The sequence below is a fragment of the Pseudomonas monachiensis genome (assembly GCF_047345015.1).
GTDB classification, from domain to species: Bacteria; Pseudomonadota; Gammaproteobacteria; order Pseudomonadales; family Pseudomonadaceae; genus Aquipseudomonas; species Aquipseudomonas monachiensis.
This window is the reverse complement of the sequence record NZ_CP178857.1, coordinates 1,315,895-1,330,661: the sequence shown is the minus strand read 5'-3', so window position 1 is coordinate 1,330,661 and position 14,767 is coordinate 1,315,895. Positions and strand designations below refer to the sequence as shown.

12 protein-coding genes are annotated in these 14,767 nt (G+C 61.4%); 3 read left to right on the top strand and 9 right to left on the bottom strand.

Features of this window, described 5'->3' with window-relative positions; all coding sequences use genetic code 11:
- Positions 1–3 precede the first annotated feature (3 nt).
- The 3 genes from emhB (at position 4) to ACMDB8_RS05845 (ending at position 6,224) form a co-directional block, all read left to right on the top strand.
- The gene (gene emhB / locus ACMDB8_RS05855; RefSeq protein ID WP_056720791.1) at positions 4–3,168 is read left to right on the top strand and encodes an efflux RND transporter permease subunit EmhB; all 3,165 of its coding nucleotides are present in this window, start codon (positions 4–6) and stop codon (positions 3,166–3,168) included.
- A complete protein-coding gene (gene emhC / locus ACMDB8_RS05850) occupies positions 3,165–4,625 on the top strand; it encodes an efflux RND transporter outer membrane subunit EmhC (RefSeq protein ID WP_056720793.1) in 1,461 nt (486 codons plus the stop codon). Before emhB ends, emhC begins: the two co-directional genes overlap by 4 nt.
- A gap of 339 nt (positions 4,626–4,964) precedes the next feature.
- Entirely contained in the window at positions 4,965–6,224 is a 1,260-nt protein-coding gene (locus tag ACMDB8_RS05845; protein WP_223541657.1) for an OprD family porin, read from the top strand.
- A 95-nt stretch (positions 6,225–6,319) separates the two neighbouring features.
- Here ACMDB8_RS05845 and pcaC read toward each other — a convergent pair whose 3' ends face one another.
- From pcaC to ACMDB8_RS05800, 9 genes are all read right to left on the bottom strand, one after another.
- The gene (gene pcaC / locus ACMDB8_RS05840) at positions 6,320–6,712 is read right to left on the bottom strand and encodes a 4-carboxymuconolactone decarboxylase (RefSeq protein ID WP_056720797.1); all 393 of its coding nucleotides are present in this window, start codon (positions 6,710–6,712) and stop codon (positions 6,320–6,322) included.
- A gap of 10 nt (positions 6,713–6,722) precedes the next feature.
- On the bottom strand, positions 6,723–7,514 hold the full coding sequence (pcaD, locus tag ACMDB8_RS05835; RefSeq protein WP_056720799.1) for a 3-oxoadipate enol-lactonase: 792 nt from the start codon (positions 7,512–7,514) through the stop codon (positions 6,723–6,725).
- A 12-nt stretch (positions 7,515–7,526) separates the two neighbouring features.
- The gene (locus ACMDB8_RS05830; protein WP_056720801.1) at positions 7,527–8,891 is read right to left on the bottom strand and encodes a 3-carboxy-cis,cis-muconate cycloisomerase; all 1,365 of its coding nucleotides are present in this window, start codon (positions 8,889–8,891) and stop codon (positions 7,527–7,529) included.
- A 45-nt stretch (positions 8,892–8,936) separates the two neighbouring features.
- Complete coding sequence (locus ACMDB8_RS05825) at positions 8,937–10,241, bottom strand: MFS family transporter (RefSeq protein WP_056720803.1); 1,305 nt, start codon at positions 10,239–10,241, stop codon at positions 8,937–8,939.
- Between the two features lie 192 nt (positions 10,242–10,433).
- Positions 10,434–11,000, bottom strand: a complete 567-nt coding sequence (gene pcaG, locus ACMDB8_RS05820; RefSeq protein WP_056720804.1) for a protocatechuate 3,4-dioxygenase subunit alpha — start codon at positions 10,998–11,000, stop codon at positions 10,434–10,436.
- Between the two features lies 1 nt (position 11,001).
- Positions 11,002–11,706: a protocatechuate 3,4-dioxygenase subunit beta gene (pcaH, locus tag ACMDB8_RS05815; RefSeq protein WP_056720805.1), complete on the bottom strand. Its 705-nt coding sequence runs from the start codon at positions 11,704–11,706 to the stop codon at positions 11,002–11,004.
- A 37-nt stretch (positions 11,707–11,743) separates the two neighbouring features.
- A complete protein-coding gene (gene pcaF / locus ACMDB8_RS05810) occupies positions 11,744–12,949 on the bottom strand; it encodes a 3-oxoadipyl-CoA thiolase (protein WP_409078229.1) in 1,206 nt (401 codons plus the stop codon).
- The gene (locus ACMDB8_RS05805; protein WP_056720807.1) at positions 12,946–13,725 is read right to left on the bottom strand and encodes a CoA-transferase subunit beta; all 780 of its coding nucleotides are present in this window, start codon (positions 13,723–13,725) and stop codon (positions 12,946–12,948) included. Before ACMDB8_RS05805 ends, pcaF begins: the two co-directional genes overlap by 4 nt.
- Positions 13,725–14,582, bottom strand: a complete 858-nt coding sequence (locus tag ACMDB8_RS05800) for a CoA transferase subunit A (RefSeq protein ID WP_008054173.1) — start codon at positions 14,580–14,582, stop codon at positions 13,725–13,727. The genes ACMDB8_RS05805 and ACMDB8_RS05800 overlap by 1 nt, the downstream gene beginning before the upstream one ends.
- Between the last annotated feature and the right edge of the window lie 185 nt (positions 14,583–14,767).

Genomic DNA, 14,767 nt, shown 5'->3' with positions numbered 1-14,767 from the left:
ACCATGTCGAAATTTTTTATCGACCGTCCGATTTTCGCCTGGGTAATTGCCCTGGTGATCATGTTGGTCGGGGCACTATCGATCCTCCGGTTGCCGATCAACCAGTACCCGAGCATTGCGCCTCCGGCGATTGCGATCTCCGTGACCTACCCGGGTGCTTCGGCACAAACGGTTCAGGACACCGTGGTTCAGGTGATCGAGCAACAGCTCAACGGTATCGACCACCTGCGTTATGTCTCGTCGGAAAGTAACTCCGACGGCACCATGACCATTACCGCGACCTTCGAGCAAGGCACCAACTCCGATACCGCGCAGGTTCAGGTCCAGAACAAGCTGAACCTGGCCACCCCGCTGCTGCCGCAAGAAGTGCAGCAACAGGGTATCCGCGTCACCAAGGCGGTGAAGAATTTCCTGTTGGTGATCGGCGTGGTGTCGCGTGACGGCAGCATGACCAAGGACGACCTGTCCAACTACATCGTGTCGAACATGCAGGACCCGATCTCGCGGACCGCCGGTGTCGGTGACTTCCAGGTGTTCGGTTCGCAGTACGCCATGCGTATCTGGCTCGACCCGGCCAAGTTGAACAACTTCAACCTGACCCCGATCGACGTCAAGACCGCTATCGCCGCGCAAAACGTCCAGGTGTCGTCCGGCCAGCTCGGCGGCCTGCCTGCCCTGCCCGGCACCCAGCTGAACGCAACCATCATCGGCAAGACCCGCCTGCAGACCGCGGAGCAATTCGACAAGATCCTGCTCAAGGTCAACAAGGACGGCTCCCAGGTTCGCCTCAAGGATGTCGCCGAAGTCGGTCTGGGTGGCGAGAACTACAGCATCAACGCCCAGTTCAACGGCGCCCCGGCTTCCGGCCTGGCGGTGAAACTGGCCACCGGTGCCAACGCTCTCGACACCGCAAAAGCCCTGCGCACGACCATCGACAGCCTCAAGCCGTTCTTCCCTGAAGGGATGGAAGTGGTGTTCCCGTACGACACCACCCCGGTGGTGACCGAATCGATCAAAGGCGTGGTTCACACCCTGGTCGAAGCGGTCGCACTGGTGTTCCTGGTGATGTTCCTGTTCCTGCAAAACTTCCGCGCCACCATCATCACCACGATGACTGTGCCGGTGGTATTGCTCGGTACGTTCGGGATCCTCGCGGCCGCCGGCTTCAGCATCAACACCCTGACCATGTTCGGCATGGTGCTGGCCATCGGCTTGCTGGTGGACGACGCCATCGTCGTGGTGGAAAACGTCGAACGGGTAATGAGCGAAGAAGGCCTGTCGCCCAAGGAAGCCACCAAGAAATCCATGGGCCAGATCCAGGGCGCACTGGTCGGTATCGCCCTGGTGCTGTCGGCGGTTCTGTTGCCGATGGCGTTCTTCAGCGGCTCCACCGGTGTGATCTACAAGCAGTTCTCGATCACCATCGTCTCGGCCATGGCCCTGTCGGTACTGGTCGCGCTGATCTTCACCCCGGCGCTTTGCGCCACCATGCTCAAACCGATCCCGAAAGGCGAGCATGGTGTACCCAAGCGTGGTTTCTTTGGCTGGTTCAACCGCAATTTCGACCGCGGCGTTCGCGGCTACGAACGCGGTGTCGGCAATATCCTGCAGCGCAAGATCCCGTATCTGCTGGCGTACCTGCTGATCGTGGTGGGCATGATCTGGCTGTTCACCCGCATTCCAACGGCGTTCCTGCCGGAAGAAGACCAGGGTGTACTGTTCGCCCAGGTGCAGACCCCGGCCGGCTCCACGGCCCAGCGCACCCAGGTGGTGGTGGATGAAATGCGTGAATTCCTGCTGCGCCCTGGCAAGGATGGCGGCGAAGGCGATGCGGTGAACTCGGTGTTTACCGTGACCGGCTTCAACTTCGCCGGCCGTGGCCAGAGTTCGGGCATGGCGTTCATCATGCTGCGTCCGTGGGACGAACGTAACGCCGACAACAACGTGTTCAAGGTGGCGGCCCGTGCCCAGCAGCACTTCTTCACCTTCCGCGATGCCATGGTGTTCGCCTTCGCGCCACCAGCGGTACTGGAACTGGGTAACGCCACCGGTTTCGACGTGTTCCTGCAGGACCGTGCCGGTATCGGCCACGAAAAACTGATGCAGGCGCGCAACCAGTTCCTCGGCATGGCGGCGCAAAGCAAGATCCTGTCCCAGGTCCGTCCGAACGGCCTGAACGACGAACCGCAATACCAGTTGGAGATCGATGACGAGAAGGCCAGCGCCCTGGGCGTGACCATCGCTGACATCAACAACACGTTGTCGATTGCCTTGGGCAGTAGCTACGTCAACGACTTCATCGACCGCGGTCGTGTGAAGAAGGTTTACGTGCAAGGCCAGCCCGGTGCTCGCATGAGCCCTGAAGACCTGCAGAAGTGGTACGTGCGTAACGCCACCGGCACCATGGTTCCGTTCTCGGCGTTCGCCAAGGGCGAGTGGATCTACGGTTCGCCGAAACTGGCCCGTTACAACGGCGTGGAAGCGATGGAAATCCTCGGCGCCCCGGCTCCGGGATACTCCACCGGTGAAGCCATGCTCGAAGTCGAAGCCATCGCCAGGAAACTGCCGGCGGGTGTCGGTATTTCCTGGACCGGCCTGTCGTATGAAGAGCGTCTGTCCGGTTCGCAAGCACCGGCGCTGTACGCCCTGTCGCTGCTGATGGTGTTCCTGTGCCTGGCGGCGTTGTATGAAAGCTGGTCGATTCCGATCGCGGTGATGTTGGTGGTGCCGCTGGGGATCATCGGTGCACTGATGGCCACTAGCCTGCGCGGTTTGTCCAACGACGTGTACTTCCAGGTAGGTTTGTTGACGACTATCGGTCTGGCGGCGAAAAACGCCATTCTGATTGTCGAATTTGCCAAGGAACTGCACGAACAAGGGCGTAGCCTGCGCGATGCAGCGATCGAGGCCTGCCGCATGCGTCTGCGACCGATCATCATGACCTCGCTCGCCTTCGTCCTCGGTGTGGTACCACTGGCGATATCCACGGGCGCAGGTTCCGGTAGCCAGCATGCAATCGGTACCGGCGTGATCGGCGGTATGATCACGGCGACTGTGCTGGCGATCTTCTGGGTCCCGCTGTTCTTCGTCACCGTGTCGTCCATAGGCCAGCGCAAAATCGCCGACCAGGATGATGCTACTGAAACTCCTAAAGAGGCTGGCCAATGAGCAAGTCGCTACTCTCCCTGGCAGTCGCCGCCTTCGTGCTCGGTGGCTGCTCGCTGATACCTGATTATCAGCAGCCCGAAGCGCCGGTGGCGGGCCAGTACCCGCAGGGCCTGGCATACTCGCCGGCCCAGGCACCGGCGCAAGCGGCTGCCGAGCAGGGCTGGAAGCAGTTTTTCCATGACCCGGCGCTGCAACAACTGATCCAGGTGGCCCTGGAAAACAACCGTGACCTGCGTGTCGCGGCCCTGAACATCGACGCGTTTGCGGCTCAATACCGCATCTCCCGTGCCGATCTGTTCCCGGCCGTCTCGGCCAACGGCACCGGCAGCCGTCAGCGGCTTCCGGCTGACGCTTCGCAGACCGGCGAAGCAGGCATCACCAGTTCCTACTCGGCAACTGTTGGCGTCAGCGCCTACGAACTCGACCTGTTCGGTCGGGTTCGCAGCCTGAACGAAGAAGCGCTGCAGAAGTACTTCGCCACGGAAGAAGGCCGCCGCAGCACGCAGATCAGCCTGGTGGCCAGCGTGGCCAATGCCTACCTGACCTGGCAGGCCGACAAGGAACTGTACAAGCTGACCCAGGACACCCTGGCTGCCTTCGAGGAGAGCTACAAGCTCACCGCCCGCAGCAACGAAGTCGGCGTCGCCTCGGCCCTGGACCTGGCGCAGTCGCGTACCTCGGTGGAAAACGCCCGTGCGCAACTGGCCAAGTACACCCGTCAGGTCGCCCAGGACGAAAACAGCCTGGTGCTGCTGCTCGGTACCGGCGTCCCGGCCAACCTGCAAGCAGCCAAACCGCTTGACGACGACCTGCTGAGCGACGTTCCGCCCGGCCTGCCGTCGGACCTGCTGCATCGCCGTCCGGACATCCTTCAGGCCGAGTACAACCTCAAGGCCGCCAATGCCAACATCGGCGCGGCGCGGGCTGCGTTCTTCCCGAGCATCAGCCTCACAGCCAATGCGGGCAGCCTGAGCCCGGACCTGTCCGGTCTGTTCAAGGGTGGCTCGGGCACCTGGTTGTTCCAGCCGCAAATCAACCTGCCGATCTTCAACGCCGGCGCCCTGAGCGCCAGCCTGGATTACTCGAAGATCCAGAAAGACATTGGCGTGGCGAACTACGAGAAGTCCATTCAAACGGCCTTCCAGGAAGTCGCCGACGGCCTGGCCGCCCGCCAGACCTACGTCCAGCAGTTGCAGGCGCAGAAAGATTTCGTCAATGCCAACCAGGACTACTACCGCCTGGCCGAGCGTCGCTACCGCATCGGTGTCGACAGCAACCTGACCTTCCTCGATGCCCAGCGTCAGCTGTTCAGTGCGCAACAGGTGTTGATCACCGACCGTCTGGCGCAGTTGGTCAGCCAGGTCAACCTGTACAAGGCCCTGGGTGGTGGCTGGAACGAACAGACGGCGAAGAACGAGCCGTTGAAAGAAGAAGCGCCGAAGATGAAGTACTTCTGATAGCGCTGTGAAAACAAGAAGCCCACCTTTTGGTGGGCTTTTTGTTGGCAGTCTGAAAATCTTTGTTGTCCGTTATGGCCGGCCAACACACCACAAAACCCGAATCAATCTTGCGTTCGATAATCGCCCAAAACACGTTTTTTACGATTGAACCATCCAGTACATTCCACGCACCATCCGAACCACAAAACCAATAACAACAGGTTCGACACCATGCCCCCGCGCCCTGCCCTCTCCGGCTGACCCGCTTCGTTTTGTGCTGATTTCGAATATTCGTCTGCAACCCCGGGTTGCGGCATCACCGCGCTTTATCCCCAAGAATTAGAGAGACCCGAGCTCATGACGTCTTCCACCGCGCAGTATTTCGTTCCCGGCCTGATCGCCACCGCCCTGGCCAGCGCCGCCCTGCCCGCCTACGCCGAGGAGTCGGGTTTTGTCGAAGGGGCCAAGGTCAACCTGAACCTGCGCAACTTCTACATCAACCGCAACTTCACCAACCCGACCAAGGCTCAGGGCAAGGCTGAAGAGTGGACGCAAAGTTTCATCCTCGACGCCAAATCCGGCTTCACCCAGGGCACCGTCGGGTTCGGCATGGATGTGCTCGGTTTGTATTCGGTGAAGCTCGACGGCGGTAAAGGCACCGGCGGTACGCAACTGCTGCCGCTGAATCATGACGGTCGCCCGGCAGACAACTTTGGCCGCACCAACGTGGCGTTCAAGGCCAAGCTGTCGCAGACCGAAGTCAAAGTCGGCGAGTGGATGCCGGTGCTGCCAATCCTGCGTTCGGACGACGGTCGCTCGTTGCCGCAAACCTTCCGTGGTGGCCAGATCACCTCGAAGGAGATCAATGGCCTGACGCTCTACGGCGGCCAGTTCCGCCAGAACAGCCCACGGGACGACAGCAGCATGGATGACATGTCGATGACCGGCAAAGCCGCGTTCACCTCCGACCGTTTCAACTTTCAGGGCGGCGAGTACGTGTTCAACGACAAGCGCACCCAGATCGGTCTGTGGAATGCCGAGCTCAAGGACATCTACAGCCAGCAATTCATCAATCTGATCCACAGCCAGCCGATCGGCGACTGGACCCTGGGCGCCAACCTGGGTTTCTTCTACGGCAAGGATGACGGCAGCGCCCAGGCCGGCGAGCTGGACAACAAGACCCTGTACGGCCTGTTTTCGGCCAAGCACGGCGGCCACACCTTCTATGTCGGACTGCAGAAACTCACCGGCGACAACGCCTGGATGCGGGTCAACGGCACCAGCGGCGGCACACTGGCCAACGACAGCTACAACTCCAGCTACGACAATGCCCAGGAGAAATCCTGGCAAGTACGCCACGACTACAACTTCGCCGCCGTGGGCGTACCGGGCCTGACCCTGATGAACCGCTACATCAGCGGTGACAATGTGCACACCGGCACTATCACCGACGGCAAGGAATGGGGACGGGAAAGTGAACTGGGCTACACCGTGCAAAGCGGTGCGCTGAAGGACCTGAACCTGAAGTGGCGCAACTCGACCATGCGTCGCGACTACAGCAACAACGAGTTCGATGAGAACCGCGTGATCATCAGCTATCCGATCAGCCTGCTTTAAAAATCAAAAGATCGCAGCCTGCGGCAGCTCCTACAGGTGTTCACTTACCCCTGTAGGAGCTGCCGCAGGCTGCGATCTTTTTTGAAGCTGCCACCCTATTCCCGCGACTCAACCCCCAACTCATCCCACACCGACTCGGCCAGGTGGAACGTCGCATTGGCCGCCGGAATCCCGCAGTAGATTGCACTCTGCATGATGACTTCCTTGATCTCGCCACGGCTCACGCCATTGTTGGCGGCGGCGCGAAGGTGCAGTTTGAGTTCGCCCTCGCGGTTCATGCCGATCAGCATGGCGATGGTGATCAGGCTGCGGGTGTGGCGCGGCAGGCCCGGGCGGGTCCAGATGTCGCCCCAGGCGTGGCGGGTGATCATTTCCTGAAACTCCGAGTTGAACTCGGTCAGGGCGGTCAGGCTGCGGTCGACGTGGGCGTCGCCGAGGACCGCGCGACGGACTTCCATCCCCTCGTCGTAACGTTGTTTCTCATCCACAGGAAAACCCTCAGTCAGCCGACAGGAACGCCAGCACGCGCTCGCTGAACGCATTGCCTGCCTGGACGTTGGACAAGTGCGCGGCGTAGAACTCGGCGTACTCGGCCCCGTGCACATGCTCTTGAATAAAATGCCCACCGGACGGTGGCGTTACCGCATCTTCGCTACCGGCAATCACCAGCAACGGCACCTTGATCGAAGACAGCTGATCGCGGAAATCGGCATCGCGCACCGCCCCGCAGTTGGCCGCATAGCCTTCTGGCGAAGTGGCCGCGAGCATGTCGGTAATCTGCTTGGCTGCCGCCGGGTTGGCTTCGGAGAAATCCGGGGTGAACCAGCGGGCAATCGACGCATCGCGCAGGGCAACCATGGCCGCCTGTCCATCGCGCAGCACCATCTCAATGCGCGGGTTCCACACCGACGGATCGCCGATTTTTGCCGCTGTGTTGCACACGATCAGTTTGTTCAGGCGCCCGCCGGCATTGATCCCCAGCCACTGGCCGATCAACCCGCCCATGGACAATCCGCAGAAATGCGCGCGCTCGATGTGCAAGGCATCCAGCAAGGCGAGCACGTCGCGGCCCAGTTGCTCGATGCTGTACGGGCCCGGCGTCACCAGCGATTGGCCGTGACCACGGGTGTCGAAACGCAGCACGCGAAAATGCTCAGTGAACGCCGGGATCTGCGCGTCCCACATGTGCAGGTCCGTGCCCAGGGAGTTGGACAGCACCAGTACCGGCGCATCGACCGGTCCATCGAGTTGGTAATGCAGTTCGCCCTCGGCGAGTTGTACAAAAGCCACAGCAAGTCTCCTTCAGGCAGTCAATGCAGAATGTTCAGCCACCGCCCGCTCGACCCAGGTCTGGGCCTGACCGAGATAGTGGGCGGGGTCCAGCAGATGATCGAGTTCAGCCGCCGACAGCTCGGCGGTCACTTGCGGTTCGTCGCCGAGGACCGCGCGCAGGTGACGTTGTTCGGCAACGGCGCGTTTGCAGCATTGCTCCAGCAGATGGTGCGCGGTATCGCGCCCAACCCGCTGCGCGAGGACGATGCTCACCGCTTCGGCGAGCACCAGGCCCTGGGTCAAATCGAGGTTGCGAGCCATGCGCCCGGCATCCACTTCCAGTCCTTTGGCGATCAACAGCGCTTGCTGCAGGCTGCCCGACACCAGGCAGCAAATCTCCGGCAGGGTTTCCCACTCGGCATGCCACAGGCCCAGGCTACGCTCGTGTTCCTGAGGCATGGCGCTGAACAGCGTCGACAGCAGACCCGGCACACGCGTCGCCGCGCCAATCAGCACCGCCGCGCCCACCGGATTACGCTTGTGCGGCATGGTCGAGGAACCGCCCTTGCCCGGCGCCGAGGGTTCGAACACTTCGGCGGCCTCGGTTTGCATCAACAGGCTGATATCACGCCCAAGCTTGCCGAGACTGCCGGCGATCAGGCCGAGCGCGGCGCCGAACTCCACCACGCGATCACGCTGGGTGTGCCACGGCTGATCGGGCAAGGTCAGTTGCAGCTCTTCGGCCAGCGCTTGGGCAATCGGCATGGCCTGCTCGCCAAGGGCCGCCAGGGTTCCGGACGCGCCGCCAAATTGCAGCACCAGCACACGCGGCTTGAGTTCGGCCAAACGTTGACGACTGCGGGTCACTGCCCCCAGCCAGCCGGCGACCTTCATGCCAAGGGTGACCGGCGTCGCATGCTGCAGCCAGGTGCGTCCGGCCAATGGCGTGGTCGCGTAGCGCTGGGCCTGGGACGCGAGGGTCTGCCCCAGTTGTGCCAGGTCGCCTTCGATCAGTTCCAGCGCGCGGCGCAGTTGCAGCACCAGGCCGCTGTCCATCACGTCCTGGCTGGTCGCGCCCAGATGTACATAGCGCTCGGCTTCGGCATCGGTGGCCGCGATCTGTTTGCCCAGCGCCTTGACCAACGGAATCGCCGAATTCCCGGCCGTGGCAATCGCCTCGCCCAACGCCGCAAAGTCGTAAAGCCCGGCACGGCAAGCCGCTTCAATCGGCGCGACAGCACTCGACGGAATCAACCCTGCCCGCGCTTCGGCCCGGGCCAGTGCCGCTTCGAAATCTAGCATGGCCTGGACCCGGCCCTGATCGCAGAACACCTCACGCATATCGCGGGCAGTGAAATAGGCATCGAACAATTGATTGCCCGGTCGCTGGTTCATAAACAGTTCCTGAAGGCGCGGGCCTTTGCGACCCGCGCGTGAAGATCAAAGGTCTTGCTGCAGATACTTCGGCTGTTTCGGCAGGCGCAGGCTGAACAGGAATGCCACCGCCATCATCACCGTGACGTACCAATAGAAGGAGTTTTCCATGCCCACGGCCTTGAGGCTCAAGGCCACATATTCCGCCGAACCACCGAAGATTGCATTCGCCACCGCATATGCCAGGCCGACACCCAGTGCACGCACCTCGGGCGGGAACATCTCGGCTTTCACCAGGCCACTGATGGAGGTGTAGAAACTGACGATTGCCAGCGCCACGGTAATCAGCACGAAGGCCAGGAATGGACTGGTCACGCTTTTCAGGCTCAACAGGATCGGCACGGTGAACAGCGTGCCGAGGGCGCCGAACCAGAGCATCGAGTTACGCCGGCCGATCTTGTCGGCGAGCATGCCGAAAATCGGTTGCATGCACATATAGAGGAACAACGCGCCGGTCATGATGTAGCTGGCGGTCTTGGCCGGCATGCCGGCGGTGTTTACCAGGTACTTCTGCATGTACGTGGTGAAGGTGTAGAAAATCAGCGAGCCACCGGCGGTGTAACCGAGCACGGTGATGAACGCGGCTTTATGGTCGCGAAACAACGCGCTGATGCTGCCGGCATCCTTGTTTTCGCGCATTTCCTTGCTGGTGGTTTCTTTCAGCGAACGACGCAGATACAGCGAAACCAGCGCCGCCATGGCACCCACCACGAAGGGAATCCGCCAGCCGTAGGCACGCAGGTCATCTTCGGTGAGGAACTGTTGCAGGATCACCACCAGCGACACCGCGAGCAACTGGCCGCCGATCAGGGTCACGTACTGGAACGAGGCGAAGAAACCGCGCTGGCCCTTGAGCGCCACTTCACTCATGTAGGTCGCGGTAGTGCCGTACTCACCGCCCACCGACAAGCCTTGCAGCAAACGGGCGAACAGCAACAGGATAGGTGCCCAGACCCCGATGCTGTTATAGGTCGGCAGGCAGGCGATCAGCAGCGAGCCGAAGCACATCATCAGAATCGAGATCAACATCGAATTCTTGCGTCCGTGCTTGTCCGCCAACCGCCCGAAAATCCAGCCGCCAATCGGTCGCATCAGGAACCCGGCGGCAAACACGCCAGCGGTGTTGACCAGTTGCACCGTGGGGTTATCGGACGGAAAAAAGGCCGGTGCGAAATAGATCGCACAGAAGGCGTAGACGTAGAAGTCGAACCATTCGACCAGGTTGCCGGACGAGGCACCGACAATGGCGAAGATCCGCTTCTTGCGTTCTTCGCCGGTATAAAGAGCTATGGACGCAGTGGGTGTTGTCATTGTTTTTTCACTCTTTGGGGACAGTGAGAGTCTAGACACACTTAGCAACACTCCCGTTCCACAATACGTCAGCAACAAAAATCCACTGTGGGAGCGAGCTTGCTCGCGAAGGCGTAGTGTCAGTTGATAAAAATGTTGCCTGACATACCGCTTTCGCGAGCAAGCCCGCTCCCACAAGGGGATGGTGTTCACTTAATAGTCGAAGAACACCGTCTCGGCATCGGTGCCCTGCAGAATCACGTTCCACTGGTACACACCCGCCGCATCCCGCTTGGCCAGCAGCGTATGGCGACGCTCGGCCGGCACGCATTCCAGTAACGGATCGTTGACGTTGGCGGCTTCGCCATCAAAGTAAATCCGCGTCAGCAAGTGCTTGACCAGGCCACGGGCAAACACCAGTACCACCAGGTGCGGAGCCTGGGTCGTGCCTTTGAGCCCCTCGACCGTACCGGGCTTGATGGTGGTGAAACGAAAACGCCCTTCGGCATCCACCGGCACCCGGCCAAAGCCTTCGAAGTTCGGGTCCAGGGGTTTGTCCTGGTCGTCTTCCGGGTGGTCATACTTGCCGGCGGCGTTGGCCTGCCAGACTTCCAGCATCGCGTCGTTGACGATGTCGCCATTGCCATCGACCACTTGCCCGGTGATCGCCACCCGTTCGCCCAGGGTTTGTTCGACGGTCAGGTTTTCGCGGTTCAGCCAGGTCAGGCCGATGTGGTAGTACGGCCCGACGGTGTGGGACGTGGTAGCAGTCAGCGTCATCTTATTTCTCCATCGGCGTGGCGTCGCGGCCGCGCAAAACGATGTCCCAGCGATAACCGAGGGCATAGGAAGGGATGGTTTTTTCCAGATCGAACGCGGCGATCAAGCGCTCCTTGGCACTGGTATCGGGCACGCAGTTGTAGATCGGGTCGTACGCCAGCAACGGGTCGCCCGGGAAATACATCTGCGTCACCAGGCGCGTCAGGATGCTCGGCCCGAACAGCGAGAAATGGATGTGCGCCGGGCGCCACGCGTTGTGGTGGTTGCCCCACGGATAGGCACCAGGCTTGATGGTCTGGAACTGGTACCAGCCATCGGCATCGGTCACGGTGCGGCCGGTGCCGGTGAAATTCGGGTCCAACGGTGCGTCGTGCAGGTCGCGGGCATGGGCGTAGCGACCGGCGGCGTTGGCCTGCCAGATCTCCACCAGAATCCCGGGCACCGGCAGACCGTTTTCATCCAGCACGCGACCGTGGATGATGATGCGCTCACCCTGTGGCTGTCCCTCGTGCTGGGCGGTCAGGTCGCTGTCCTTCTCATTGACGCGCTCGGCGCCGATGGTCGGACCGGTAATTTCCGACAACGAATGCGGCAGGAACACCAACGGTTTCGACGGCGAGCGCAGGTTGGTTGATTGGTAGGTCGGATGCAGGTACGGCGGTTGAGTGCCTTCCTGCGGACGACGGTAACCAGGCTTGTCAGTCATGAAACATTCCTCAGTTCTTATAAGTCTTCAGAGCGCGTCAGACGCGCTCGATCGCCAAAGCCAGACCTTGGCCGACACCGACGCACATGGTCGCCAGACCTTTCTTGCCGCCGGTTTTTTCCAGTTGATGCAAAGCGGTCATTACCAACCGCGCACCGCTCATGCCCAATGGATGGCCCAAGGCAATCGCGCCACCGTTCGGGTTGACCTGGGCCGCGTCGTCCGCGATCCCCAGTTCACGCAGCACCGCCAGGCCCTGGCTGGCAAAGGCTTCGTTGAGTTCGATCACGTCGAAATCGCTGACCGCCACACCGAGGCGTTCGATCAGTTTACGCACCGCCGGCACCGGGCCAATGCCCATTACACGCGGGGCAACACCAGCGCTGGCCATACCCAGCACTTTGGCGCGGGCAGTCAGGCCGTGTTTTTTCACCGCTTCGGCCGAGGCCAGGATCAACGCGGCGGCGCCGTCGTTTACACCCGAGGCGTTGCCGGCGGTGACGGTTTTTTCGGGGCCGTTGACCGGTTTGAGTTTGCTCAGGGCTTCCAGGGTGGTGTCGGCGCGAGGATGTTCGTCCTGGCTGACCACGGTTTCACCCTTCTTGTGGGCAATGCGCACTTCAACGATTTCTTCGGCGAAGAACCCGGCGGCTTGCGCAGCGGCCGTGCGTTGTTGACTGCGCAGGGCGAACGCGTCTTGATCGGCGCGGGACACCTTGTAGTCGTCGGCCACGTTGTCAGCGGTCTGCGGCATCGCGTCCACGCCGTACTGCGCTTTCATCAACGGATTGATGAAGCGCCAGCCAATGGTGGTGTCTTCGAGCTTCATGTTGCGCGAAAACGCGGCATCGGCCTTGCCCATCACGAACGGCGCACGGGACATCGATTCGACGCCACCGGCGATCGCCAGCTCCATCTCGCCGCTGGCGATGGCGCGGAACGCGGTGCCGATGGCATCCATGCCCGAAGCGCAGAGGCGGTTGAGGGTCACGCCAGGAATACTTTCCGGCAGGCCCGCCAGCAACAGCGCCATACGCGCGACGTTACGGTTGTCCTCACCGGCCTGGTTGGCGCAGCCGAGGAACAACTCGTCCACGGCGTTCCAGTCCACCGACGGGTTGCGCTCCATCAAGGCCTTGATCGGCACGGCAGCCAGGTCGTCGGCACGCACCGTCGACAAGCCACCGCCGAAGCGGCCGATGGGGGTACGAATCGCGTCGCAGATATAAACGTCACGCATCACGCTTCTCCGGGGGCTTGGCCGTGTGCGGCAGCGGTGCGGGCCTCGAGGTCGCGCAGCGCGGTCAGTTCGACTTCAGTCGGCTCGGCGGTTTGCTCGACATGGTCGGCAAAGCGAATCGCCCAACCGGTGGCCGCAACCACTTGCTCGCGGGTCACGCCCGGGTGCAGTGCGGTGACCACGAATTCGTGGGTGCCCTCCTCCGGTTCCATGATGCACAGGTCGGTGATGATCCCCACCGGACCGGCGCCTGGCAGGCCGAGACGCTTGCGCGAATCACCGCCCTCGCCGTGGCCGACCGAGGTAATGAAGTCCAGTTTGTCGACAAAGGAGCGCGACGACTGCTTGAGGATAATCAACACGCTCTTGGCGGATCCGGCAATCTCCGGCGCGCCACCGGCACCTGGCAGACGCACTTTCGGCGAGTGGTAATCACCCACGACGGTGGTGTTGATGTTGCCGAAACGGTCGACCTGCGCCGCGCCGAGGAAGCCGACGTCAATGCGCCCGCCCTGCAGCCAGTAACGGAAAATCTCGCCGGTCGGGACTACGGTGTCAGCGGTTTCCGCCAGTTCACCGTCACCAATCGACAGCGGCAGTACGCTTGGCTTGGCACCGATTGGACCCGATTCGTAGATCAAGACCACATCAGGCGAGGAAGTCAGGCGCGCCAGGTTGGCCGCTTTCGACGGCAGGCCGATACCGACGAAGCACACCGAACCGTTCTTCAGACGGCGAGCGGCGGCGACGGTCATCATTTCATTGGTGGTGTAAGTCATTACTTCGCCTCCGAAGCGGCGGCCAGTTTGGCCTGGAACTCGCTGAAGTCAGCGCTGCCGTGGATGTATTCGTTGATCCACGCGGTGAAGGTTTCACGGTCGCGGGCAATCGGGTCCCAGGCCTGGTAGAAGCGGTTGTCGCGCTCGTTGTAACCGTGGGCGTAGGAAGGATGCGCACCACCAGGTACGTGGCAAACCGCGCTCAAGGCCCAGGTTGGCAATACACAGGAGTTCATCGGTGCATTGAGGTCGTCGACGATTTCCTCAACGGTGACGATGCAGCGCTTGGCGGCCAGTGCGGCTTCTTTCTGCACGCCGAGGATGCCCCAGAGCAGCACGTTGCCCTTGCGGTCGGCTTTCTGCGCGTGAATCACGGTAATGTCCGGGCGCACCGAAGGCACGGCGGCCAGCACTTCGCCAGTGAACGGGCAGGTAACCGATTTGATCAGTGGATTGACCTTCGGCAGGTCGGAACCGGCGTAGGCACGCAGCACCGCAAACGGCAGGCCGGAAGCGCCGGCGACGTAGGCATTGGCCAGGTCGGCATGGCTGTGTTCTTCGATTTCCAGCGCGTGGGGCCACTGCTTCTCTACGGCGTCACGCAGGCGATGCAGGGAGCCGACACCCGGGTTGCCGCCCCAGGAGAAAATCAGCTTGCGAGCACAACCGGCACCGATCAACTGGTCGTAGATCAAGTCAGGGGTCATCCGCACCAGGGTCAGGTCTTTCTTGCCCTGGCGAATGATTTCGTGACCCGCCGCCGTCGGGATCAGGTGAGTAAAGCCTTCGAGCGCGACCGTATCGCCGTCGTTTACGAATTGCTTCACCGCGTCGTGCAGCGAAAGGATTTCAGCCATTGGGGCAGGCTCCCGTTTATTGTTAACCGACAGTGGAAGAAGGCGCCGATGCGCAGCGCCGGAATGACTGAAGATTAAGCCCGTGCAAAACGCCAAACAATCCGATAATCGACTAACCGTTCGATTATCGAACATATTGTTGCCTGGCTATCTTTATAGCCTGCCCCCCAAAAGATCGCAGCCTG

Coding starts and splice junctions, on each gene's coding strand:
- emhB (WP_056720791.1), top strand. CDS start 4: ATGTCGAAATTTTTTATCGACCGTCCGATTTTCGCCTGGGTAATTGCC.
- emhC (WP_056720793.1), top strand. CDS start 3,165: ATGAGCAAGTCGCTACTCTCCCTGGCAGTCGCCGCCTTCGTGCTCGGT.
- ACMDB8_RS05845 (WP_223541657.1), top strand. CDS start 4,965: ATGACGTCTTCCACCGCGCAGTATTTCGTTCCCGGCCTGATCGCCACC.
- ACMDB8_RS05830 (WP_056720801.1), bottom strand. CDS start 8,891: ATGAACCAGCGACCGGGCAATCAATTGTTCGATGCCTATTTCACTGCC.
- ACMDB8_RS05825 (WP_056720803.1), bottom strand. CDS start 10,241: ATGACAACACCCACTGCGTCCATAGCTCTTTATACCGGCGAAGAACGC.
- pcaG (WP_056720804.1), bottom strand. CDS start 11,000: ATGACGCTGACTGCTACCACGTCCCACACCGTCGGGCCGTACTACCAC.
- pcaH (WP_056720805.1), bottom strand. CDS start 11,706: ATGACTGACAAGCCTGGTTACCGTCGTCCGCAGGAAGGCACTCAACCG.
- ACMDB8_RS05805 (WP_056720807.1), bottom strand. CDS start 13,725: ATGACTTACACCACCAATGAAATGATGACCGTCGCCGCCGCTCGCCGT.
- ACMDB8_RS05800 (WP_008054173.1), bottom strand. CDS start 14,582: ATGGCTGAAATCCTTTCGCTGCACGACGCGGTGAAGCAATTCGTAAAC.